The organism is Sphaerisporangium melleum, assembly GCF_014646695.1.
Taxonomy (GTDB): domain Bacteria; phylum Actinomycetota; class Actinomycetes; order Streptosporangiales; family Streptosporangiaceae; genus Sphaerisporangium; species Sphaerisporangium melleum.
Map to the genome: position 1 here is coordinate 74368 of NZ_BMNT01000039.1, position 22319 is coordinate 96686.

The window sequence follows — 22319 nt, forward strand, 5'->3', positions numbered from 1 at the left end:
CCGACCAAAGCCGCCCACCAGCGATAGCACCGTGTGTCTCAGCGGGCTACACTTGATTCCATGAAAACGATCACACAGAGAGAGTTCCGCAACAACTCTGCGGCCGTGATGGATGCGGTTGAGGCCGGGGAGGTGTACCACATCACCCGAAACGGCGTTGAAGTGGCCGAGTTGCGGCCCCTTGCTCGCAGACGCCCCCTCACCGCGGAGGAACTCGTCGCCCGTCACCGCGGGCTGCCACGGGTAGATCACGAGCGCATGCGCCAGGAGGCCGACGAGCTCTTCGGAGACGAGGAGCGCCTGAGCGACGACGACGATCCCTGGATGCGCGGCCGTGGCCCCGCGTGACAAGTCGGGGGTGCTGGACACCTGCGCCTACATCGACCTGGGCGTGCTCGACCCGTCCCGGTTGCCGATCCTTCCTGAGATCACGGCGGTCACCCTCGCCGAACTGCACCAAGGGGTGGCCATGGCCAAAGACGCGGCGACCAGGGCCACCCGCATGGAGGTACTGGGAGCAGCCGTCACCGACTTCGAACCCTTGCCGTTCGACGGCGACGCCGCCGCCCGCTACGGCACCCTGGTGGCCCTCACGATCGCCGCGGAGCGCAACCCCCGGCCCCGGAGAATGGACCTGATGATCGCCGCGGTGGCGTCCGTGCGCGGTCTGCCTCTCTACACGCGCAACGCCGATGACTTCAAGGGGCTTGAGAGCCTGCTCACCGTGGTAGCGGTATGACCTCGCCCCACCGCACCGACGCATCCGCTAGAGGCCGGGCGGTTCATATAGGGATCCACGCTCGGCGAACATTGGTGGCACATCGGGTGGCGCGCCGCGTCAGCGGCTCGGCCGGACGCGAGGGCGGGATGCAGACGTTGCCGCCGGCAGAGCCCGCCCTCCTTCGCTGAGGCCGCCTACTGGCGGGGGCCGGTGTCGGAGGAGCAGCTCACGCCGTTGAGCAGGTAGTACTCCGGCAGAGGGGTCGTGCCGATGAACGTGGCGGTGAAGCCCATCCGTACCGAGCCGCCGGGCGGGATGACCCGGTTCCAGGACAGGTTCTGGGCGTTGAGCCACGTACCGGTCTGGCTCCACCGCGCCCCGTAGCCCGAGATGAGGCCCAGGGCGCGCGGCCCCGGCTTGATGGCCAGCGTCCAGCCGCTGATCGGGTTCGTGCCGGTGTTCTTGACGGTGACCGCGGCGTTCTGGCCGTTCCGCCACTCCGTGTACTTGTACGTCACGTGGCACTGCAGGGCCGGCGGAGGCGTCACGGTCGGCGAGGGGCTCGGGTTGGGCCTGGTGTCGCGGGCCAGGGCGCGCAGCGGGTCGGAGGGCTCGCTGACGTTGCCCGCCGCGTCCCTGGCGACCACGATGTAGGTGTAGGATGTCCCGATCACCACGTCGTTGTCGCCGAAGCCGGGGCCCAAGGCCGTCCCGATCTTGACGTACCCGGCGGCGCCCTCGCGGTAGACGTCGTAGCCGACGACCGCGACGTTGTCGGTGGACGCATCCCAGCAGAACACCACGCCCACGTAGTCACTGGAACAGCGGTCCCGCAGACCGGTCGGCTTCGACGGGGGCACGGTGTCGCCGGTGGGCGACGGGCTCGGGATGGGAGTCTGCGTCGACCACAGCCCGGTGCCGACCTTCGGGGCGACCCGGACGGAGGTCGCCGAGGCGGTGTACCCCCCGGAGACGACGGCCAGGGCGAGGGCGAATAACGTGGCGGCCAGGACCGCCCACGAACGCGGCGTGCGGAATCTCATCGGTCCCCCTGCTATCGGTGCACGACGGCGATGACCTTTCACAGCGAGCGTGGGACAGCCACGCCCTCCCGTAAAGCGGCCACCCCTCCCCGTGCCCTGACGCACTGGTCGCCCATGAATCTTTCACAGAGCCGTACGGCCCTGGGCGGGCCCGCGCCGGGGAAGGTCGCGGAGCCGCCCAGGCGACGGGCTACCCGGTGGTGGTGCAGGTGATGCCATTGAGGGTGAAGACGGCGGGCAGGACGTTCGGGCCGCTGTAGTTGCCGACATAGCCGACCGTGGCCGTCGCGCCGGTGGCCAGGGTGGGGGACGCGGGGTCGTTGACGACCTTGACCTTCGAGCCGTTCTCGGTCCAGGTCGCGCCCCAGCCGCTGCCCAGGCTCTGCCACGGGCGCGGCCAGGCGAAGTCCAGCGTCCATCCGCTGAGGGGCGCGCCGTTGTTGGTGACCTCGATGGAGCCGACGTAGCCGCTGCCCCAGTCGGTCTGGTCGGTCAGCTTCACCGTGCACGAGCTGGACGCCGGGGTGCCGGTGGTGAAGGTCAGCGGCGGGGAGGCCCACGAGGTGCGGCCGGCGCCGTCCCTGGCGATCACGTTGACCGTGTACCCGGTGCCCTGCCTGAGGTTGTGGACGGTGAAGGAGGTGCCGGTGGTCTCGCCGAGCTGCTCGGTGTTGGTGCCCACCTGCCGGTGGACCTCGTACTTGAGCGATGCCTGCCCGGGGGACGCGGGCCAGGAGATGGTGGCCGCGGTGTCGGTCACGTCCGTGGCCGACGGCTGCCCCGGCGCGGCCGGCAGCCCGGTCTGGGTCCCGGAGGGACGCAGGATGATCGTGGTGAGCGACAGCGGAGGCAGGGTCTGGGCGGTGGCGCTGCCGGCGGTCGTACTGGTGATCTCGGTGGCGCCGTTGGTGTGGGTGAGCACCGTGGGCGCTCCCGCGGCGGGGCTGAACCCCGCGTAGCCGAGGGTGACCGGGTAGGACGTGGCGGACGAGGTGTTGATCAGCATCACCGCGAGGTCGCCGTTCGGGCGGCGGGCGGCGTGCGCCGCGACGGCGGGCTGATCGCTGGCCGCCTTGACGAACTGGTCGCCGGGCCGGGCGAACCTGCTCGTCATCTGCAGCGCGTAGTACGGCGCGAAGGGCGTGTTCAGCGCCGGTTCGCACACGCTGCCGTCGGAGGTGCACGAACCACTGGACAGCAGGCCGAAGTCGCCGTAGTCGGTGTGCCCTTCGACCTCCTTGACGGCGCCGATGCCGTTGCGGGTGTTCCACCAGTCGACGGTGAACACGCCATTGGCCAGGAGCGTGGCGTAGGAGTCGGCGGCGGCGAGCGCGCCCGGCTGGGTGTTGGTGCCGTTGCTACTGCTGCCGGTGTTGAACTCGGTCATCGCGATGCCGATGCGCTCGGATCCGGGCCCGGCGTACGCGGCGATCTGCCGGCGGGTGAGCTGGATCAGGTCGGCGACATGGCCGGTCCTGTCCAGCGCGCCGGGGTACCAGTGCAGGATCACAAAGTCGATCTTGGATCCGGCGCCGGCCAGGACGACCTTGTTCCAGCTCCCCGCATCGCCCTCGCCGACCAGCGCGTCCGGCCAGTTGGCCGGGGTCGTGAGCACCGCACCGATCTTGATGGTCGGGTCGACGGCCTTCATCGCGTCGGCGTAGGCGACCACCTGGCGGGCGTACTCGGCCGGGCTCTTGTCGGCGTGGTCGTCGGCCTCCCAGGCGGTGCCGTAGTGGCCGTTGCCGTAGTTCTCGTTGCCGATCTCCCAGAGCTTGACCCCGTAGCCCTTGACGACGTTGGCCTCGCGGACCCAGCCGGCGGCCTCCTCGGCGGTCCCGGTGCCGTAGTTCGCGGTCACCATGGGCTGCGCGCCGGTGCGGCGCACGCCGCTCATGAACGTGTCGAAGTCGGTGTTCGGGGCGACGTAGCCGCCGGGGGCGGTGTGGGTGGCCCAGTGGTAGATGTCGCTGTAGGACCCGCCGGGATAGCGCAGCAGCTTCACGCCGGCGGCTTTGAGCAGGTCGGCGGTCTGGTCGGAGCCCAGGGCGGTGTCCCAGATGGCGTGGTTGACGCCGATGCCGGTCTCGGGGACGGTGGCGAGCGCGGCGCGGGCGTTGACGGTCACCGTGACCGGGGGGACCTCGTCTGCGTGCGCGACGGGCGCGATGGGCGCCGTCAGCGCGACGAACGCCAGCACGACGGCGGACCCGGCTCGTAACAGGGACGGGGACATGCGGGACCTCATCAGGGACGGTGGCGGCACCCTCCCGGCTGGGAGGCCCCATGATCCTGCGATTCGCCGGCCTCACCCGTCAACCGGCCGTGAAAGTTTCACTGCACAGCGTCAGCATCCCGGCCGTGCGCCCTTCCGGCCTGCGGTTTCCCGGCTCGGGCATCGCAGGGACCTCAGGAGGGCGCCGCCGGTGCCGGGTGGCGGCGGCACTGCGGCCGTGCGACCCCTTTCGACGCCTCGTGGGATATTCGTACCGGGATCCGGCGCCGGCCGTCCTGGCACGTCTCAGTGAACGCCGACCATAGGGGGAGCCGGATGTCCAGGGGGAGCGCCGGGAGCGCCGGCAGCACCGTGAGCATCAAGGAGGTCGCGGCGCAGGCGGGGGTCTCCCCCGGCACGGTGTCCAACGTGCTCAACCGTCCGCACAAGGTCGCCCCCTCGACCCGGTCGCGCGTCGAGCAGGTGATCCGCGAGCTGGGGTTCGTCCGCCACGGCTCGGCCTCGACACTGCGCGCCGGCCACAGCCGCACCATCGGCCTGTCGGTCATCGACATCGGCAACCCGTTCTTCACCGACATCGCGGCCGGGGTGGAGGACGTCGCGAGCGCGCTCGGGTACGCCGTGATCCTCGGCAACTCCTCCGGCGACCGGGTCAAGGAGGAACGCAACCTGCGCGTGTTCGCCGAGCAGCGGGTGCGCGGGTTACTGATCACCCCCTCCGACGACGACCCCGGCCGGCTGGACGTCGTGCGCGACCGGGGCATCAGCGTCGTACTGGTCGACCACCCCGCGCACCGGCCCGACCAGTGCTCGGTCGCGGTCAACGACATCACCGGCGGACAGGCCGCCGCGCGCCACCTGCTGGAGGGCGGCGCCACCCGGCTGAGCTACGTCACCGGGCCGCTCACCATCCGCCAGTGCCTCGACCGCATGCGCGGCGCCGAGCAGGCGATCGCCGCGGCCGGGCTCGACCCCGCGCGGGCCCTCGACGTGACCGAGATGCCGGCGATGAACGCGCGGACCGGCCAGCGGGCGGCCGAGCTGCTGGTGTCGGGGCGGCGCCTGCCGGACGCCGTCTTCTGCGCCAACGACCTCCTCGCCCTCGGGCTGCTGCGCGGCCTGACGCAGGCGGGCGTCCGCGTCCCCGACGACGTCGCCCTGGTCGGCTACGACGACATCGACTTCGCGGCGGCGTCCGCGGTGTCGCTCAGCTCGATCCGCCAGCCCACCTGCAAGCTGGGGCGCATCGCCACCGAGCTCCTGCTCGACGAATGCGACAATCCGGAGAGCCACGCCCACCAGCAGATCATGTTCCAGCCCGAGCTCATCGCCCGCGAGTCCACCCGCCGTGCCTGACCGCCTATCGTCTTCTCCCGTAATGGCCCCCACCAGGACCTGACGGCTCGCCTCGTCCATCGCGCCGTCGTCGCCGCCGCACGGTGACGCCCCCCCGCACATCCATCCATCCCCGATGTCCACCCACCCCACCTCCCCCGGCCGGGCGTTGCGTTCAGGCATCCCCTCCCGGCCACGGAGATCCAGCAGTTCAGGAGGAACAGTCGTGCTCTCATGGGGCATCGCCGCCACCGGCGGCATCGCGCGCACCGTCGGACGGGTGATCGCCGCGGAGCCGGGCATGCGGGTCGCCGCGGTCGGCTCCCGCGACGCGGGCCGGGCGGGCGCGCTCGCCGCCGAGCTGGACGCGCCGCGCGCGTACGGCTCCTACGCCGAGCTGGTGCTCGACCCCGAGGTCGAGGCCGTCTACGTCGCGACGCCGCACTCGCTGCACCTGCAGGTGGCCGAGCTGGCCATCGCCGCCGGCAAGGCCGTGCTGTGCGAGAAACCGCTGGCGTTGACCGCCACCGAAGCCGAACGCATGGTCAAGCTGGCCCGCGAGGCCGGGGTCTTCCTGATGGAGGCCATGTGGATGCGCTTCAACCCGCTGGTGCGGCGGGTGCGGGCACTGGTGCGCGACGGCGGCTTCGGCGAGGTGCGCTCGGTGGCGGCGTCGTTCGGCTTCCCCGCGCCCTATGACCCGGCGCACCGCCTGTGGGACCCGGCGCTCGGCGGCGGCGCTCTGCTCGACCTCGGCATCTACCCGATGGGGCTGGCGCAGTTCCTGCTGGGCGAGCCGGACGCGATGACCGCGACCGGCTCCCTGTCGGCGGACGGCGTGGACGCCGAGGCCGGGCTGCTGCTGTCCTGGAACGACGGCGCTCGCGCGCTGCTGGACACCTCGCTGCTCAGCCCGCTGTCCAACGCCGCGACGGTGACCGGTACGACGCTGCGCGCCGAGCTGACCTCGCCGTTCTTCGCGACCCGGCGCCTGGTGCTGCACGGCCCGTCCGGCGAGCCCGAGGAGCACGTCATCGGCGAGGCCGACAACGGGTACGCCGGCGAGATCAGGGAGGTCCGCGACGCGCTGGCCGAGGGACGCGCCGAGAGCGAGATCATGCCACTGGACGACACGATCGCCATGGCGCGCCTGCTCGACCGCGCCCGCGAGCAGGTCACGCGGTTCGCCGCCCCGCCCTCCGGCGTCCCCGCGCGGGAGTAGCCGATCGGTCAAACCCGCGAGGCCACATGCCCGCGGCCCCTCGGGCCGGCCAGCACCGGCTCGGTGGCGTGGCGGCGGGGTTCGTTGATCGACGCCGGGGCGACGCCGAGACTGATCAGGTGAGGTCATGCATCCGCGCCGAGGTCCGGGTCGACGGCGTCGTCCAGGGCGTGGGGTTCCGCCCCTTCGTCCACCGGCTCGCCACCGGCCTCGGCCTGTGCGGGCTGGTGGGCAACGACGAGCGCGGCGTGTTCATCGAGGTGGAGGGGCCGGCCGGCACGGTCTCGGCGTTCGTGCGCGCGGTGCGCGACAGCCCGCCCCCGCTGGCGGTGGTCGACCGGGTCACCTCGCGGGTGATCCCGGTCACCGGCGAGCCGGGGTTCGGCATCGTCGCAAGCGCGGGCGCGGGCAACGGCCGCGCCCTGATCTCCCCGGACGTGGCGACCTGTGACGAGTGCCTGCGCGAGCTGTGGGACCCCGCCGACCGCAGGCATCTGCATCCGTTCGTCAACTGCACGGCGTGCGGACCGCGGTTCACCATCGTGCTGTCCTCGCCGTACGACCGGGCGGGCACCACGATGGCGTCCTTCCCCATGTGCGAGGAGTGCGCGCGGGAGTACCACGACCCGGCGAGCCGGCGTTTCCACGCGCAGGCGGTGTGCTGCCCGGCGTGCGGCCCGCGCCTGCGCCTCCTCGCGCCCGCGGCCACCGCCTCCCCCGGCGTGCCATCGGCATCGGGCCACGAGCGCCTGGACGGCCCGCGGGCCGGGGCCCTGTGCGAGGTTCCCGGCGATCCGGTGGCGGGCACGGTGGCGCTGCTGCGCGCCGGACGGATCGTCGCGATCAAGGGCATCGGCGGCTACCACCTGGCGGCATCGGCCGGCGACGAGCGGGCGGTCGCCGGGCTGCGGGCGCGCAAGCGCCGCGAGGACCGCCCGTTCGCCCTGATGGTGCCCGACCTGCCCGCGGTGCGGCGGCTGTGCGTCACCGGCCCCGAGGAGGAACGGCTGCTGACCGGCCGGTCCCGTCCGATCGTGCTGATGGGCCGGCGCCCGGACGCCCCGGTGGCCCCCGCGGTCGCACCGGGCGCCCGCGAGCTCGGCGTCATGCTGCCCTACTCGCCGCTGCACCACCTGCTGCTGCGGCGCCTCGCCGAGCCGATCGTGCTGACCAGCGGCAACCTCTCCGACGAGCCGATCGCCCACACCGACGAGGCGGCGTTCACCCGTCTGTCCGGTCTCGCCGACGCCTTTCTGACCCACGACCGGCCGATCCACACCCGCGCCGACGACTCGGTGGTGCGGGTCTTCCGCGGCGCCGAACTGCCCGTGCGCCGCTCCCGGGGCCACGTCCCCGCTCCCCTGCCCCTCGCGCGCGGCCCGCTGCGGCCGGTGCTCGGCTGCGGTGCCGAGCTCAAGCACACCTTCTGCCTGGCCCGCGGGCGGCGCGCCTTCGTCTCGCAGCACATCGGCGACCTGGAGAACCACGAGACCCTGCGGTCGTTCACCGAGGGGGTGCGGCACTTCGAGCGGCTGTTCGGCGTCCGCCCGGAGGTGGTGGCGCACGACCTGCACCCGGAGTACCTCTCGACCAAGTACGCGCTGGACCGCGAGGACACCGTGCCGGTGGGCGTCCAGCACCATCACGCGCACATCGCCTCCTGCCTGGCCGACAACGGGGCCGCCGGACCGGTGATCGGGGTCGCCTTCGACGGCCTCGGGTACGGCACCGACGGCACGCTGTGGGGCGGGGAGTTCCTGGTCGCCGGGCCGGCCTGGTTCCGGCGGGCCGGGCACCTGGCCCCGGTGCCGCTGCCGGGCGGCGCCGCGGCCGTCCGGCAGCCCTGGCGGATGGCCGCCGCCTACCTCGGTGACGCCGCGCCCGCCGGGTGGGGCGTGCGGGCGCGCAACGCGGCGCTGTGGGACGCCGTGACCGCGATGGCGGCGCGCGGGGTGAACGCGCCGCCGACCTCCAGCGCCGGCCGGCTGTTCGACGCGGTGTCGGCGATCGTCACCGGACGGGACGCGGTGACCTACGAAGGCCAGGCCGCCGTCGAACTGGAGCAGCTCGCCGACCCGGCCGAACGGCGCGCCCACCCCTGCCGCCTGCTCACCGACGGCGTCTCCGGCGCCTTGGAGGTCGACGGCGGGCGCCTTCCCGCGGGTGGCGAGACGTTCGTCGCGATGGGCCACGACCTGGTGGAGGCCGCTCTGGAGGACGTGCGCGCCGGGGTGGCGGCGCCGCTGGTCTCGGCGCGGTTCCACAACGGGGTGGCCGGGATGATCGCCGAAGGCTGCGACCGGGTGCGCGAGGGCACCGGGCTGGCCACGGTCGCGCTGTCCGGCGGGGTGTTCCAGAACGTGCTGCTGCTGGAGCGGGCGACCGCCCTGCTGGAGGAGCGGGGGTTCACCGTGCTGCGCCACCGGCGGGTGCCGCCCAACGACGGCGGGATCAGCCTGGGCCAGGTCGCCGTGGCCGCCGCCGGCCAAGGCCGGGGCGAGTGCGACCGGAGCTGACGATCGGACCCGGTGCCGAGGTGGCACCGGCTCCGCGCGGGTCAGGCGTCCGGGCCGCCGGCCTGCTCCGGCCGCTCCGGGTCTCCGCCGCGCCCGGCCTCCTGCGCCTTGGCGGCGTTCCGGGCGGCGCGCGCCATCTCGACCTTGGCGCTCGCGGCGTACTTGTCGACGTACTCCTGACCGGACAGCTCCATGAGCGCGTACATGATCTCGTCGGTCACCGCGCGCAGGACCAGCCGGTCCTCCTCCATGCCGTAGTAGCGGGAGAAGTCCAGCGGCTTGCCGTACCTGATGCCGGGCCGGATGCCGATCCTCGGCAGCGGCCGGCCGGTCGGCATCATCTCGAACGTGTTGACCATCGCCCAGGGGATGACCGGCACCCGCGCCTCCAGGGCCAGCCGGGCGACTCCGGTCTTGCCCTTGTACAGCCGGCCGTCCGGGGAGCGGGTGCCCTCGGGGTAGATGCCGAGCAGGTGGCCCTCCCGCAGGATGCGCAGCCCGGTGCGCAGCGCCGCCTCGCTGGCCTTGCCGCCGGACCGGTCGATCGGCACCGTGCCCACCCCGGTGAAGAACAGCCTGCTGGCCAGGCCCTTCAGGCCGCGGCCGGTGAAGTACTCGGCCTTGCCCAGCGAGGTGACCTTGCGCGGCAGGGGCAGCGGGCCGAAGAAGTGGTCCGCGAACGACAGGTGGTTGCCCGCCAGGATCGCCGGGCCCTCCCTGGGGACGTTCTCCGCGCCCTCCCACCAAGGGCGGAAGACCAGATGAAGGATGGGACCGAGAATGGCCTTCACCACCCAGTAGAGCACTTGGGCACCCCTTCTCCGGCTCACGCGGACGTTACGAAGCTTGTGTGGAAGCGTGGCGTCATCTTCGCATGCTCGCGCCGCGTCACCTACTCGTGCTGGTCGGGGCCGCCCGCGACACCCGGGGAGCTCGGACCTCGCGGGAAGCCCCCTGATCGTGCGACGATCAGGCGAGCCGCACCAGGAGAGGAACCCATCATGCCGCTCATGCCCGGTTCCGAGCCTTACCAGCACGACGGTGGCCAGGTGGGGGCGCTGCTCTGCCACGGCTTCACCGGCACGCCGCAGGCCCTGCGCCCCTGGGCCCGGCACCTGGCGGCGGCCGGGCTGACGGTCTCGCTGCCGCGCCTGCCCGGCCACGGGACGACCTGGCAGGAGATGAACCGTACGCGCTGGGAGGACTGGTTCGCCGAGCTGGAGCGGGCGTTCGAGACCCTCCGCGGCCGGTGCGCCGAGGTCTTCGTCATGGGGCTGTCGCTCGGCGGGTGCATGGCCCTGAGGCTGGCGGAGGTGCACGGCGCGTCGGTGCGGGGAGTGGTGGTGGTGAACCCGTCCATCGTGAACGACGCGCCCCTGCTTAAGCTCGCCCCGCTGCTGAAGCTCGTGATCGCCTCGGTGCCCGGGGTGGCGGGCGACATCAAGAAGGAAGGGGTGGCCGAGGTCGGCTACACCCGAACCCCGGTCAGGGCGGCGGCCACGCTCCCCCGGCTCTGGTCGCTGGTGCAGTCCGAGCTCCATCTGATCACCCAGCCCGTGCTCGTCTACCACAGCCCCGAGGACCACGTGGTGAAGCCCGAGAGCGTCCAGCTGTTGCGCAAGGTGCTCGGCGACAACCTGACCGTACAGGAGTGCCTCAACAGCTACCACGTCGCGACCTTGGACAACGACGCACCGGACATTTTCCAGGGGAGCCTCGACTTCATCAGGGCCCACGCGTCGGTACCCTTGCGTTGAGACTGATCCTGCCCCGGCCCCAGGCCCGCGTCAGGCGGCGAGCCGTGGCGGCCCCCCAGCGAGCGACCAGGAGCGATCCGCCGAGCAACGGTCAGCACAGCACGAGCCACCCAGCGAGCGCGCCCATGAGCACAGGAACGAATCGAAGGCACCGGTGACGCCACAGAGCGATGAGGACGAGGTCTGGCGTCAGATCGTCGCCTCCTTCAACGAGACCGCCGAGCCGACCGCGGGCGCGCAGCCGTGGCCCGATCGGGAGAACGTCGGCGCCGATGACACCCTCCAGGCGGTGAAGGCCGAGGTCCCCGCGGAGGTCGCCGAGGACGCCGAGGCCGGGCGCGGCGAGCCGGCCGCCGCCGAGGACGACGACGGCGACCACTTCATCCCGCCCCCGCCGCCTCCGCTGCCCAAGATGGACCCCGGCACCAAGATCGCCTGGGTGGCGCTGTTCGGCGGCCCGGCCTACCTTCTGCTGGCCGCGCTGCTGTCGTGGCCGATGGACGGCTGGATCGTCTTCGCCGCCATCGCGGCGTTCATCGGCGGCTTCGTCGCGCTGATCGTCCGCATGGGCGACGGCCCGCCCCCCGGCTCCGGCTGGGACGACGGCGCGGTCATCTGACCGCCCGGCGCCACAGGGACGGGCGCCGCAGACCGCCGTGGACGGCGCGAGCGGGCTCGTCCGGAGCTAGCGCGAGCCGCCCGTCCCGGACGTGGTGGCCGCGGCCTTGGCGGTGGTGGGCAGGAAGCGTTCGATGATGTCGGTGTAGCGGCCGGCGGCGTCGACGACGTGACCGACCGCCAGGGTCAGGTCTCCGACGTGGGTGACGGCCTGCAGGCGCACGGTGCGCGGTGTGGGGGTGGTCGCGCCGCGCACCACCCGCCAGCTCTGCCCGCCGCGCAGCAGGTACGCCTGCCGTGGGTGGGCGGGGTCGAAGCCGGACGCCCAGAAGTGGCCCTTGCCGTCCGCGGTGACGCCGTAGAGCTCGGCGTGCCGCTCGGGCACGGACGCGCGCCGCCACCGCTTGCCGTTCCACTCCAGGATCAGCGGCGAGATCTCGCCGTCCCGGTAGACGCCGCCCACGGCCACCGCCTTCTTGGGCCCGTCCATCGCGATGTCGCGCAGGTAGCCGCCGGGGACGTCGGGCAGGGCCACGCGCTTCCAGGCGCTTCCGGACAGCCGCATGATCAGCGGATGGCCGGCGCCGTCGCCGGCCGCCCAGCCCTCGCCCTTGCGGGTCAGCGCGACACCGTACAGCGTGCCGGGCGTCTTGGCGCGCACGGCGGTCCACCCCTTGGCGGTCGCGGTGGCGAAGAGCGGATAGCGGACACGCGCGCCGGTCTCGCCGCTCGTGTCGTCCCGGCCGCCCACGGCGACCATGCGGCCCGGCACGGCGGCGACCGCGCCGAGCCAGTCGCCCGAGCCGAGCTGCGGGACACTCACCCGGTCGAACACCGAGCCGTCGCCCCGCACGACGTAGGGCAGGCCGTCGTGGCCCTCGCCGACCGCCCAGATCTCGCCGGCCTTCGCCGCGGCGACCGACCGCAGGTGCCCGGCGCCGGAGGCGTCGTTGCGGATGCCCGCCTCCGTCCAGGCGGCGCCGTCCCAGTGGGTGATCACACTGCGGTTCTGCCATGCCTCCCAGATGTCCTCCTGGCCGACGGCCCAGATGTCGGTCTTCGACAGCCCGGCGACGTCGGACAGTGACCCGTCGCTCTGCAGGCGGGCGGTGGCCGACTCCTGGAACACCCCGGCGGGCCCGCGGTCGGCGGCGCGCGGGCGTGGCGGCTCGGCGTGCGCGTGCGCTTCGGACGTGGCGCGGACGAGGGAACCGGTCAGCACGCCGGTCAGCAGCACGCACAACGACAACGCACGCCGCGGCAGGCGGCGGGACATGAGTAGATCGTACGGCCCCCGCCATCAGGCGCGCGTGAGCTCCCCGAGTGTCCCCGCCCCGGCCGGCCGGCTCGCGAGGAGCTCGGCCAGGACGGGGAGGTGGTCGGTGGCGGCCCACAGGTCGGCGGCGGCGGCCTCCTCCACACCGCCGCACGAGCGGACCGCGATGCCGGACGCGGCCAGCACGACGTCCAGGCGCTTTCCCGGCGCTCGTGCGGTGAAGGTCAGCCCGTCCCCGCGCGGGGCGAGCGGGTAGCAGTCGGCCAGGGTGCGGGTGAGGTAGGTCCAGGTGGGCCCGCCCTGTTGCTCGTTGACGTCTCCGGCCAGCACCAGGGGAGCGCCGAAGCGCCGGGCCACGTCCTTCGCGATGTCCATGATCTCCACGGCGTGGCACAGGCGGGCGGCGGAGTGCAGGTCCAGGTGGACGGAGGCGACCGTGATCGCCGCGCCGTCGCGTTCGACCACCGCGACGGCGACGCCGCGCCGTTCCAGCCCGGCGAACGGCCGCAGCAGGTGGCTCTCGGCGTGCACGGCCCGCGTGCCGGGATCGGCCAGTACGGCGACGCCGCCCCACCGCCGGCCGGTGACGACGCGCAGACCCGCGGAGCGGGCGAGCATGGCGCGCTTGCGCCGCCAGCCCAGCAGCCGCGGGGCCTCCTGGACGCACAGGACGTCCGGCGCCATGGCCCTGATGACCCGGGCCAGAGCGGCGGTGTCGTCGTACATGGACCGCACGTTGTAGGTGCCGACGCGGATCACCATGGAAGTGGACGTCCTCGGGCGGATGAAGCGGATGAAGCGGATGGAACGGCTGGGACCCATGGCATCGGGTCGCGCCGGCGAACCGATGAAGCGAGGCGGACCGGCGCAGCGGACCGGCCGGGCGCCCGGTCACCACGAGGGTGACCGGGCGCCGCGGCGGGCGCGGACCGGTCAGGGATGACGGGCGAGGTCGGCGGCGCCGACCAGGCCGGCGGACGCGCCGAGCTCGGCCACGCGGATGTCGGCGTGCGGGCGGTGCTCACGGCCGGTCAGCGCGCGCCCGTACGCGGCGCGCGCGTCGTCGATCCACAGGTCGGCGGCGCGGGACACGCCGCCGCCCAGGATGAAGCGGCCCGGGTCGAGGACGGCGGCGAGGTCGGCCATGCCCTGGCCGAGCCACTGCGCCATGGACGCGAACGCCGCCAGCGCGGCGTCGTCGCCGTCTCTCGCCGCCTCGGTCACGTGCTTGCCCTCGATGTCCGCCGTCGTTCCCCCGGCGAGCTCGATCAGCCGGGCGGCCCGGCCGGGCTGGGCCTCGGCGATCAGCCGCGCCTCGTGGACCAGGGCGTTGCCGCTGGCGTACTGCTCCCAGCAGCCGAGGTTGCCGCAGCCGCACAGCCTGCCCTCGGCGACGACCTGCATGTGACCCATCTCGGCGCCCATGCCCCACCGGCCGCGGTAGAGGGCGCCGCCGAACACCAGGCCGCCGCCGATGCCGGTGCCGACGGTGATGCACACCACGTGGCTCTCGCCGCGCCCGGCACCGAAGCGGTACTCGCCCCAGGCCATGGCATTGGCGTCGTTCTCCACGACGACGGGCATGTTGACCCGCTCGGCGACGGCCTTCTGCAACGGCTCCTCGCGCCAGGCGAGGTTCGGGGCGAACCGGACGATCGACCGGGTCTCGTCGACGAAGCCCGCCGCGCCCAGGCCGACGGCCTCGACGTCGTGCCGGCCGGCGAGGTCGAGCACCACCTCGGCGATCGCCTCGGCCACCTTGTCGGGGTCGTCGGCGGGCGTCGGCCGCAGGAGGTTCTCCACGATGTGGCCGTTCTCGTCGACGACCCCGGCGGCGATCTTGGTGCCACCGACGTCAACGCCGATCGTCAGCGCCATTTCTCATCCCTTCCCCCCGAGTCCGCGCCGGGCTCTCAGCCCAGGTCGATGTGCTGTACTCGGGTCTCGGTGTCGCCGCTCCGCTGCCCGGCCGGGCGGGACAGGGCGTCCACCGCCTGGCGGAAGGCGGCCACAAGCTCCCCGCCCGCGCTGAGCAGGTGGTCGGTGACGTCGCCGCCGGCCTCGCGGCGGGCGGCCTTGACGCGGCAGACCGGGCAGGCACGGCAGATGTACTCCTCGTCGTCGTGCCCGGCCACGGCCTCGGCCCACACGTCGCCGGCCGGCGGGCGGGCCGTGCCGCCGCCGCCGAAGAGCTGCCCGAGCCCCTCGCCGATGCCGGCCACGCCGCCCTTGACGAGGTTCTTGCCGACCTCGCGGCCGACCCGCCGCTGCACGGTGTCCAGCAGCCGGCGCGCCTCGCCGGCGACCGAGGCCAGCGGGTCGGACGGCTCGTCGCGGGCGTCCTGCCGCGGGTGGGCGTTCTGCCCGCGGAGCCGCTGCTCGCCGGCGGCGGTCCGCTCACGGTCGCGTTCCTGGAACCACTCCTCGCGCGGCACCGGGCGCGGAACGCCCGCCGCCGCGGGCACCGAGCGCGCCGGCCCGGTGTCGCCACCGGGCACGGCCGGCGCGCCGGTGTGCCGGTCGTCGCGGATATCGTCGGTGTCGTGATCGCCGGCGCGTGGCGCGCCCGCGTCGTTCATTTCGGTCATCAGGCCCCTCCTGCCTCGAACCGTACCCGCAGGCGCCCGTCCCGGAGCACGGCGTCGCGGATGGATCGGCGGGCGAGCGCGGCGGGCAGGGCGAGGACCCTGCGGTAGGAGCCCGCGGTGACGATCAGCTCGTCGCCCTTGCGCGCGAGGTCGACCTCGGACCGGTCGGCGAGCGGCAGGGCCAGGGTCAGCTCGTGCTCGCCGCCCTCGGAGCGGACGGTGAGCGGCGGCTCCCCCGATGGGGGCGCGAACGGGTCGGTCCCGGCGTAGAGCTCCTCGGCCAGCGCGGCGAGCGCCTCGGTGCCGACCGGCTCGGCGGGCAGGTAGGGGACGGTGTGCACGGGGATCGGGGCGAACGACTCGCCGACCGCGGCCAGATGCCGCGCCTGCGCCCGCGCCCAGCCCGTCCGCCAGGCGTCGCCGCCCTCAGGGGGGAAGACCCGGTTGGCGACCACCCCGTCGACCCGGTAGCCGTACAGGCTGAGCGAGGTGAAGGTGCGCCGCGCCTCGGCCACCACGACCGCCTCGGGGGTCAGCACGAGGCGGACCGAGGCGTTGTCCCCGGTCAGCAGCTCGCGCACCCCCATCAGCCCGGTGTGCAGCCGCTCCCCGGCCGCGACGACGGCGTCCTCGGGCAGGCTGAGCCGGGCGATGTGCCGCACCAGCGGGGCCAGGGCGCGCATCACCCTGCGGGCGGCCGGGAGCAGCCGGTGGACGTGCCAGTCGAGCGCCTCGGGCAGGGCGAGCAGCCGCAGCGTCTCGGCCGTCGGCGCGCAGTCGACGACGACCACGTCCCACCGGCCGGTGCGCACCTGGTCGCGCAGCTCCAGCAGGGCGATGACCTCCTCGGCGCCGGGCAGCACGGTCAGCTCCTCGGAGGTGACCCCGTCCAGCCCGAGCTCGGCGAGCACGCCCCTGGCGTACTCGCGCAGCTCGCCCCAGTGACGTTCCAGCGCCCGCTGGGCGTCCACCTGCTGGAGGTACAGGCCGGTGGCCACCTCGGCGGGCTCGCCCGAGCCGGGGACGCCGAGCGCGTCGGCGAGCGAGTGGGCGGTGTCGGTGGAGACCACGAGCGCCTTGTGTCCCCGCCGGGCGGCGAGAGTGGCGGTGGCCGCGGCGACGGTGGTCTTGCCCACTCCCCCCTTGCCGGTGAACAGGAGGATGCGCGGGGTCTCGGTGCTCATGGGCTCTCGACGCGCTTCTTCAGACCCTTCAGCGCGGTGTCGACGATGACCTTCTCGGCCTTGCGCTTGACCATGCCGATCATCGGCACCTTCAGGTCGACGGCCAGCTCGTAGGTCACCTCGGTGCGCCCGGCGCCCGCACTCGCCAGGCGGTAGCTGCCGGTGAGCCCGGAGAGCATCTTGCCCGGCTCGGCGATCTCCCAGTCGACGGCCTCGTCGCCGCGCCAGTGGTACGCGAGGGTGTACTCATCGGTGATCACGCCGGCGTCCAGGACGAACCGGACGGTGGCCGGGCGGCCGTCGTCGCCGGTGGACAGGACCTTCGCGGACTTCACCTGGCCGGCCCACTCGGGGTAGGACGGGAAGTCGGCGATGACCGCGACGATGGCCGCGGGCTCTGCGCCGATGGTGATGCTGGACGTGGTGCGATCAGCCATGGGCTTACCGTACTCGTTCACGGTCGCCCCGCGAACGTCCCAGGTGCCGATCGCCGCGGGTGCCGCCGAGCCCCGCGGTCACAGGTCGAGGGCGAACGGGCGGCCGCGGCGGCGGAAGTGCCCGACGTTCACGCATTCGGTGCGGCCGATGCGCGTGCGGGCGGCCAGCGGCTGGTGGACGTGCCCGAACAGCGCGTAGCGCGGCTGGGTGGCCCTGATCGCCTCCAGCACGGCCTCGCTGCCCCGCTCGAACCGCCGGGCCACCACGTCGTACAGCAGGTCGGGCACGGCGGGCGGGATGTGGGAGCACAGGACGTCGACGGCGCCGAGGGCCTCGACCTTGCGGGCGAACTCCTCCTCGTCGATCTCGTAGGGCGTGCGGTAGGGCGTGCGCAGGCCGCCTCCGACGAACCCGAAGGTGAGCCCGCCGATCTCGGCGGTCTGGCCGTCGAGCACGTGGTGGCCGTCGCGCAGGTGCTCCGCCCACAGTCCGGGCACGTCGACGTTGCCGTAGGTGAGGTAGGCGGGGGTGGGCATCGCGGCGAAGATGCGGGCGTACTGCTCGCGCGCCGCGCGCTCGATGTGCTCGCGCGGCTCGCCGCCGAGGCTGCCCCACAGCAGCGCGGACATGGCGCGGGCCTCTTCGAAGCGGCGCGCGCCGCGCAGCGCGACGTACTCGGTGGCCCGCTCGGCGCCGAACAGCTCGGGGAAGATGCCCTGGGAGTGGTCGGCGTAGTCGATGAACAACAACAGGTCGCCGAGGCAGATCAGCGCATCGGCGCCGTCGGCCGCCCCTGCGAGGGTGTCCACCCGCCCGTGGACGTCACTGACGACATGGACCCGCATGACGGACATCGTAATACCGCCGCGGCCCACCGACCGGACGCTTGGGCGGCGCACACGACGCCCGTATGGCGCCCCGGGACGTTCACCGAGGTCCGATCGTCGCCGGCACGTGTGGACGTGCTCATCGCCGGGCGTCGCGGGCCATCTCCCCGCTCCTGGTCTCGGCCGGCACGTCACCTCACGACGAGCTCATCTCCGCCAGGCCCTGCTCCAGCGTCACGCCAGGCGAGTAGCCCAGCTCTTTCCGCGCGGCGGTGATGTCGTAGGAACGGTCACGGCCGGTGAAGCTCACCAGCCAGTTCGTCAGCGGTGGCGCCGACTTCCGGCGAAGCAGGCGTGCCGTGCGGTCCATCATCGCCGCCATGGGCGCCGCCATCGCCAGCGGGACGCTGCGGCTCTTGGACAGATCCACGCCCCGGGTCGCCAGCAGGGGGGTGAGGAAGTCCCGGATGGGCATCGGCGTGCCGTCCGTCACGTAGTAGACCCCCTGGTGGCGGCCCCGCGTGAGCGCGAGGACCGCCGCACCGGCCAGGTTCTCGACGTGCACGAAGTCGACGATGTGCTCGCCGTTGTCGATCCAGGCGAACCGCCCGGCCTCGGCGACCTCGGCCATTTCGTTGATCGTCGTCATGCCGCGACCCCAGATGAACGGCGGGCGCAGCACCACCAGCTCGGTCTTCCCACTGCGGGCCGAAAGGAGCGCGCGCTCGGTGGCCAGCTTGACGCGGCTGTAGGCGATGTTCGGCCGGCCTTCCGGCGTCGACTCGTCGACGACGGGACGGCGTTGACCGCCCGTGGAGACGGACGCGGCGCTGATGAGCACGAAACGTCGCACCCCGGCCGCGACGCTCGCGGCGTGCAGGGCGACCGCCGGCACCTGGTTGGCTCGTTCGAAGAGCGAGTCGGGCCCCCAGAACTCCATATGGGCCGCGACGTGCACGACCGCGTCGGCCTCGCGCAGCCCGGCGAGCCACGCCGGGGCGGGGGAGCCGGCCCGGCCGAGTTCGGCGAGATCACCGGGGACGGGATCGGCTCCGGCGGCGCGTACCCGCTGAACGCTCGAGCCCGATCTGGCCAGTGCCATGACCTGATGTCCTTCGGCGACGAGGCGATGGACGAGGGTTCCGCCGACGAAACCGCTGCCGCCGGTGATGAAGATCTTCATTCTTCGACTCCTGGTGATGGAGAACGCACCCCTCGTGCGCACCTGGTTCCGATGCGGCTCGGCATGCGACCCCGGCCGCTCCGACATATACATCGACGCCAAATAGTTTGACATCAATGTATCGACGTCAATGTAACCTGTCCTGCGATGGGTCCGTCAAGTGGGAGGTGGGCGATGCCAGACGCGAACCGGGGGCTGACCGCGGCACAGGTCGCCGACGAGTTCAGCCGTACGGCGAAGGTTCTCGTACGTCACTTCAACGAGCGCCTGGGCGAGCACGGGGTGTCGACGCCGCGGTCCCGCCTGGTGGTGGAGGTGGCGCGTTCGCAGCCCGTCCGGCTCACCGAGCTCGCTCTCGCGGTCGGCATCGCCCAGGGGACCGCCTCCACCCTGGTCGACGCGCTGGTCCGCGATGGGCTGCTCGAACGCCAGGCCAGCGCGGGCGACCGCCGGTCCGTACTCCTGCGGGTGACGGAGCAAGGGGCCGCCCTGGCCCAGGACTGGACGACCGGCTATGAGCTGGCGGCCGAAGAGCTGTTCAGACCTCTCACTCCCGGGCAACTGTCGACGCTGGCCGACATCCTGCGGATTCTCGGCGCCGACGAGGCGCCGGCCACCGGCGACTGAGGACCGCGGCATCCCGACCCTGGTGCTCGAACAGAGCCTGCGCGCGACCGGCGACCCGCGCTGCGACACCACCGACGCCCGGCCGACGGAGTACGTCCGCCGGCACGGGGACGTTCAACGAGGTCGGCCGGAGGGAACGGACTTCCCGGACGCGAAGTTCGGCGACTCGGCACCGGCGCGCGCGCACCGTTTCGGGGCGCGCGGTGCCTACCCGAGCGGCCGTGGTACGCGATAACGTCCCTGGCAAGCCGTCGGGAGAACAGAGCCCCCGGCATGCGTTCGAAGGAGTGACCGTGCGCGAGTACAGCGTTCCCGTGCTGGTGGACGTCCCGCTGTCGGCCAACTGCGCCGACGTGGTGTTCGAGCGCGGCGAGCGGCAACCGGACGCGGTCGTGATCAGCCGGAAGGTCGGCGGGGCGTGGACGCCAGTCACCGCGGCGCGGTTCCGCGACGACGTCGCGGGGGTCGCCAAGGGGCTCATCGACGCCGGCGTCGAGCCGGGCGACCGGGTGGCGCTGATGTCGCGCACCCGCTACGAGTGGACGGTCGCCGACTACGCCATCTGGGCGGCGGGCGGGGTCGGCGTGCCGATCTACGAGACCTCCGCGCCCGACCAGGTGCACTGGATCCTCACCGACAGCGGCGCCAAGGTCGTCATCGTCGAGTCCGAGGGGCACGAGCAGATCGTCCGCCAGGCGATGGAGGACGAGGCGGACAAGCCCGCCGTGTGGTGCATCGACGCCGGCGGGCTGGGCGAGTTGACCGCGCGGGGCGCCGACGTGCCCGGCGAGACGCTCGGCGAGCGCCGGGTGGCCCGCGGCGGGCACGACCTGGCCACCCTCATCTACACCTCCGGCACGACCGGCCGTCCCAAGGGCTGCCGGCTGACCCACGACAACCTGGTGTTCACCGCCCGCAACGTCGCGCGCGGGTCGCTGGAGGCGCTGTTCGAGGTGGAGGGACGCGCGGCGCTGCTGTTCCTGCCGCTGGCCCACAGCCTCGCCCGCCTCATCGAGATCGTCCTGATCGAGACGGGCACCGTGCTGGCCCACACCCCGAACATGAAGAACGTCGCCCCCGACCTGCAGGAGTTCAAGCCGACGTTCCTGCTCGGCGTGCCGCGGGTGTTCGAGAAGGTCTACAACGGCGCCGAGCAGAAGGCCGCGGCGGGCGGCGCGCTCAAGTCCAAGATCTTCCACGGGGCGGTCGGCGCGGCGGTGGCCTGGAGCCGCGCGGAGAGCTCCGGCGGCGCGGGCCTGGGCCTGCGGCTGCGCCGTGCCGTGTACGACAAGCTGGTGTACGCCAAGCTGCGCGCGGCGACCGGCGGGCGGCTCAGCGCGGCGGTGTCGGGCGGCTCGGCCCTCGGTGAGCGGCTCGGCCACTTCTTCCGCGGGGCGGGCATCGAGGTCTTCGAGGGCTACGGGCTGACCGAGACCTCGGCGCCCACGGCGGTCAACATCCCCGGCGCGAACAAGATCGGCACGGTGGGCAAGCCGTTCCCCGGTGTGACGCTCGCCGTGGCCGACGACGGCGAGGTGCTGGTCAAGGGCCGGCACGTCTTCGACGGCTACTGGAACAATCCCGAGGCCACCGCCGAGGCCATCGACGCCGACGGCTGGTTCCACACCGGCGACCTCGGCACGCTGGACGCCGAGGGCTACCTGCGCATCACCGGCAGGAAGAAGGAGATCATCGTCACCGCGGGCGGCAAGAACGTCGCGCCCGCCCCGATGGAGGACCGCATCCGCGCCCACCCGCTGGTCAGCCAGGCCATGGTGATCGGCGACGACCGTCCGTTCATCGCCGCCCTGGTGACGCTGGACCCCGAGGCCGTGGAGCAGTGGAAGCAGGCCAACGGCAAGGCGGGCCTGTCGCTCACCGACCTGTGCACCGACCCCGAGGTGCTCGCCGCCGTGCAGAAGGCCGTGGACGACGCCAACATCCTGGTCTCGCACGCCGAGCAGGTGAAGAAGTTCGTGATCCTGGACACCGACTTCACCGAGGAGAGCGGGCACCTCACCCCCTCGCTGAAGGTCAAGCGCAACCTGGTGCTGCGCGACTTCGCCAAGGAGATCGACGCCGTCTACGGCTGATCGCGCCCCCGGTCCCCCGGGGACGCGCCGCGCCGGCCGCGTGGCACGGCCCCGGGCGGGACGCTTCCCCCGGCTTCGCGTTCCGCGCCGCCCTGGCATGGGGACGAATCCGTCTCCTCGCGGGCGTGCCCGCGGGCCCGCGCACCCTCTATACGATGGCTTGACCAGGTGTCGGCCGCGGAACAGAGGTGCCATGGTGGAGAGCGTTACCAGCGCCGAGCGCGGCAGGTCCTCGCGCGTCGCGGCGGGCGGGCCCGAGGGCGATCTGCGCCGGCTTCTCGCCGGCCTGACCGCCGTACGCGACGGCGACTTCGGCACCCGCCTGCCCGAGGACGGCGAGGGGCTGTACAAGGAGATCGCCACCGTCTTCAACGGCATGGTGGACCAGCTCTCGCTGTTCACCTCCGAGGTGACGCGCGTGGCCCGCGAGGTCGGCACCGACGGCCGGCTCGGCGGGCAGGCGGCGGTGCCGGGCGTCTACGGCACCTGGAAGGACCTCACCGACTCGGTGAACGCCATGGCCGGCAACCTGACCGACCAGGTGCGCAGCATCGCCCAGGTGACCACGGCGGTGGCCCGGGGCGACCTGTCCCAGAAGATCACCGTCTCGGCCCGCGGCGAGATCCTGGAGCTCAAGAACACCATCAACACCATG

At 73.1% G+C, this 22319-nt stretch carries 21 protein-coding genes; 10 read left to right on the forward strand and 11 right to left on the reverse strand.

Annotated features, from left to right (window positions below; translation table 11 throughout):
- Positions 1-60: 60 nt before the first annotated feature.
- Together IEY93_RS29455 and IEY93_RS29460 are read left to right on the forward strand one after the other, a co-directional pair.
- Entirely contained in the window at positions 61-348 is a 288-nt protein-coding gene (locus tag IEY93_RS29455; RefSeq protein WP_189166402.1) for a type II toxin-antitoxin system Phd/YefM family antitoxin, read from the forward strand.
- A complete protein-coding gene (locus IEY93_RS29460) occupies positions 335-739 on the forward strand; it encodes a type II toxin-antitoxin system VapC family toxin (RefSeq protein ID WP_189166403.1) in 405 nt (134 codons plus the stop codon). Before IEY93_RS29455 ends, IEY93_RS29460 begins: the two co-directional genes overlap by 14 nt.
- A 176-nt stretch (positions 740-915) precedes the next feature.
- Here IEY93_RS29460 and IEY93_RS29465 read toward each other — a convergent pair whose 3' ends face one another.
- Both IEY93_RS29465 and IEY93_RS29470 read right to left on the reverse strand, forming a co-directional pair.
- The gene (locus IEY93_RS29465) at positions 916-1764 is read right to left on the reverse strand and encodes a cellulose binding domain-containing protein (protein ID WP_189166404.1); all 849 of its coding nucleotides are present in this window, start codon (positions 1762-1764) and stop codon (positions 916-918) included.
- A 190-nt stretch (positions 1765-1954) separates the two neighbouring features.
- Positions 1955-4000 (reverse strand): cellulose binding domain-containing protein, encoded by a 2046-nt coding sequence (locus IEY93_RS29470; RefSeq protein WP_189166405.1) that lies wholly within the window; start codon positions 3998-4000, stop codon positions 1955-1957.
- A gap of 315 nt (positions 4001-4315) precedes the next feature.
- Between IEY93_RS29470 and IEY93_RS29475 the strand changes: the two genes are divergently transcribed.
- The 3 genes from IEY93_RS29475 (at position 4316) to hypF (ending at position 9073) form a co-directional block, all read left to right on the forward strand.
- Positions 4316-5356, forward strand: a complete 1041-nt coding sequence (locus tag IEY93_RS29475) for a LacI family DNA-binding transcriptional regulator (RefSeq protein WP_189166406.1) — start codon at positions 4316-4318, stop codon at positions 5354-5356.
- 205 nt (positions 5357-5561) lie between these two features.
- Complete coding sequence (locus tag IEY93_RS29480; protein ID WP_229691576.1) at positions 5562-6557, forward strand: Gfo/Idh/MocA family protein; 996 nt, start codon at positions 5562-5564, stop codon at positions 6555-6557.
- Between the two features lie 119 nt (positions 6558-6676).
- A complete protein-coding gene (hypF, locus tag IEY93_RS29485) occupies positions 6677-9073 on the forward strand; it encodes a carbamoyltransferase HypF (protein WP_229691577.1) in 2397 nt (798 codons plus the stop codon).
- 41 nt (positions 9074-9114) lie between these two features.
- Here the strand turns inward: hypF and IEY93_RS29490 are convergent, their stop codons facing one another.
- The gene (locus IEY93_RS29490) at positions 9115-9879 is read right to left on the reverse strand and encodes a lysophospholipid acyltransferase family protein (RefSeq protein ID WP_189166409.1); all 765 of its coding nucleotides are present in this window, start codon (positions 9877-9879) and stop codon (positions 9115-9117) included.
- A gap of 195 nt (positions 9880-10074) precedes the next feature.
- Here IEY93_RS29490 and IEY93_RS29495 point away from each other — a divergent pair, with 195 nt between their 5' ends.
- The gene (locus IEY93_RS29495) at positions 10075-10830 is read left to right on the forward strand and encodes an alpha/beta hydrolase (RefSeq protein ID WP_189166410.1); all 756 of its coding nucleotides are present in this window, start codon (positions 10075-10077) and stop codon (positions 10828-10830) included.
- Between the two features lie 154 nt (positions 10831-10984).
- Positions 10985-11449, forward strand: a complete 465-nt coding sequence (locus IEY93_RS29500) for a hypothetical protein (protein WP_189166411.1) — start codon at positions 10985-10987, stop codon at positions 11447-11449.
- A gap of 66 nt (positions 11450-11515) precedes the next feature.
- Here IEY93_RS29500 and IEY93_RS29505 read toward each other — a convergent pair whose 3' ends face one another.
- From IEY93_RS29505 to IEY93_RS29540, 8 genes are all read right to left on the reverse strand, one after another.
- Positions 11516-12724: a hypothetical protein gene (locus tag IEY93_RS29505; protein WP_189166412.1), complete on the reverse strand. Its 1209-nt coding sequence runs from the start codon at positions 12722-12724 to the stop codon at positions 11516-11518.
- 24 nt (positions 12725-12748) lie between these two features.
- Positions 12749-13486 (reverse strand): endonuclease/exonuclease/phosphatase family protein, encoded by a 738-nt coding sequence (locus IEY93_RS29510; RefSeq protein WP_189166413.1) that lies wholly within the window; start codon positions 13484-13486, stop codon positions 12749-12751.
- Between the two features lie 171 nt (positions 13487-13657).
- Positions 13658-14602 carry an ROK family glucokinase gene (locus IEY93_RS29515; RefSeq protein WP_189166414.1) on the reverse strand — a complete coding sequence of 315 codons (945 nt, stop codon included), beginning with the start codon at positions 14600-14602 and terminating at the stop codon, positions 13658-13660.
- Positions 14603-14637: 35 nt separating this feature from the next.
- Positions 14638-15312: a hypothetical protein gene (locus IEY93_RS29520; RefSeq protein ID WP_189166415.1), complete on the reverse strand. Its 675-nt coding sequence runs from the start codon at positions 15310-15312 to the stop codon at positions 14638-14640.
- Positions 15312-16496, reverse strand: a complete 1185-nt coding sequence (locus IEY93_RS29525) for an ArsA family ATPase (protein ID WP_189166416.1) — start codon at positions 16494-16496, stop codon at positions 15312-15314. The genes IEY93_RS29520 and IEY93_RS29525 overlap by 1 nt, the downstream gene beginning before the upstream one ends.
- A complete protein-coding gene (locus tag IEY93_RS29530; protein ID WP_189166417.1) occupies positions 16493-16933 on the reverse strand; it encodes an SRPBCC family protein in 441 nt (146 codons plus the stop codon). Before IEY93_RS29530 ends, IEY93_RS29525 begins: the two co-directional genes overlap by 4 nt.
- 78 nt (positions 16934-17011) lie before the next feature.
- Complete coding sequence (locus IEY93_RS29535) at positions 17012-17779, reverse strand: metallophosphoesterase family protein (RefSeq protein ID WP_189166418.1); 768 nt, start codon at positions 17777-17779, stop codon at positions 17012-17014.
- Positions 17780-17957: 178 nt separating this feature from the next.
- The gene (locus IEY93_RS29540) at positions 17958-18944 is read right to left on the reverse strand and encodes an NAD-dependent epimerase/dehydratase family protein (protein ID WP_189166419.1); all 987 of its coding nucleotides are present in this window, start codon (positions 18942-18944) and stop codon (positions 17958-17960) included.
- Positions 18945-19118: 174 nt separating this feature from the next.
- Between IEY93_RS29540 and IEY93_RS29545 the strand changes: the two genes are divergently transcribed.
- From IEY93_RS29545 to IEY93_RS29555, 3 genes are all read left to right on the forward strand, one after another.
- The gene (locus IEY93_RS29545) at positions 19119-19571 is read left to right on the forward strand and encodes a MarR family winged helix-turn-helix transcriptional regulator (RefSeq protein WP_189166420.1); all 453 of its coding nucleotides are present in this window, start codon (positions 19119-19121) and stop codon (positions 19569-19571) included.
- A 293-nt stretch (positions 19572-19864) separates the two neighbouring features.
- Positions 19865-21664, forward strand: a complete 1800-nt coding sequence (locus IEY93_RS29550; protein WP_189166421.1) for an AMP-dependent synthetase/ligase — start codon at positions 19865-19867, stop codon at positions 21662-21664.
- A gap of 193 nt (positions 21665-21857) precedes the next feature.
- The coding region (locus IEY93_RS29555; RefSeq protein ID WP_229691578.1) for a HAMP domain-containing protein at positions 21858-22319 on the forward strand (462 nt) is incomplete at its 3' end.

Excerpts from the sequence above, each read along its gene's own strand:
- IEY93_RS29455 (WP_189166402.1), top strand. The coding sequence starts at position 61 with ATGAAAACGATCACACAGAGAGAGTTCCGCAACAACTCTGCGGCCGTG.
- IEY93_RS29465 (WP_189166404.1), bottom strand. The coding sequence starts at position 1,764 with ATGAGATTCCGCACGCCGCGTTCGTGGGCGGTCCTGGCCGCCACGTTA.
- IEY93_RS29470 (WP_189166405.1), bottom strand. The coding sequence starts at position 4,000 with ATGTCCCCGTCCCTGTTACGAGCCGGGTCCGCCGTCGTGCTGGCGTTC.
- IEY93_RS29475 (WP_189166406.1), top strand. The coding sequence starts at position 4,316 with ATGTCCAGGGGGAGCGCCGGGAGCGCCGGCAGCACCGTGAGCATCAAG.
- IEY93_RS29495 (WP_189166410.1), top strand. The coding sequence starts at position 10,075 with ATGCCGCTCATGCCCGGTTCCGAGCCTTACCAGCACGACGGTGGCCAG.
- IEY93_RS29505 (WP_189166412.1), bottom strand. The coding sequence starts at position 12,724 with ATGTCCCGCCGCCTGCCGCGGCGTGCGTTGTCGTTGTGCGTGCTGCTG.
- IEY93_RS29510 (WP_189166413.1), bottom strand. The coding sequence starts at position 13,486 with ATGGTGATCCGCGTCGGCACCTACAACGTGCGGTCCATGTACGACGAC.
- IEY93_RS29515 (WP_189166414.1), bottom strand. The coding sequence starts at position 14,602 with ATGGCGCTGACGATCGGCGTTGACGTCGGTGGCACCAAGATCGCCGCC.
- IEY93_RS29520 (WP_189166415.1), bottom strand. The coding sequence starts at position 15,312 with ATGACCGAAATGAACGACGCGGGCGCGCCACGCGCCGGCGATCACGAC.
- IEY93_RS29525 (WP_189166416.1), bottom strand. The coding sequence starts at position 16,496 with ATGAGCACCGAGACCCCGCGCATCCTCCTGTTCACCGGCAAGGGGGGA.
- IEY93_RS29530 (WP_189166417.1), bottom strand. The coding sequence starts at position 16,933 with ATGGCTGATCGCACCACGTCCAGCATCACCATCGGCGCAGAGCCCGCG.
- IEY93_RS29535 (WP_189166418.1), bottom strand. The coding sequence starts at position 17,779 with ATGCGGGTCCATGTCGTCAGTGACGTCCACGGGCGGGTGGACACCCTC.
- IEY93_RS29540 (WP_189166419.1), bottom strand. The coding sequence starts at position 18,944 with ATGAAGATCTTCATCACCGGCGGCAGCGGTTTCGTCGGCGGAACCCTC.
- IEY93_RS29545 (WP_189166420.1), top strand. The coding sequence starts at position 19,119 with ATGCCAGACGCGAACCGGGGGCTGACCGCGGCACAGGTCGCCGACGAG.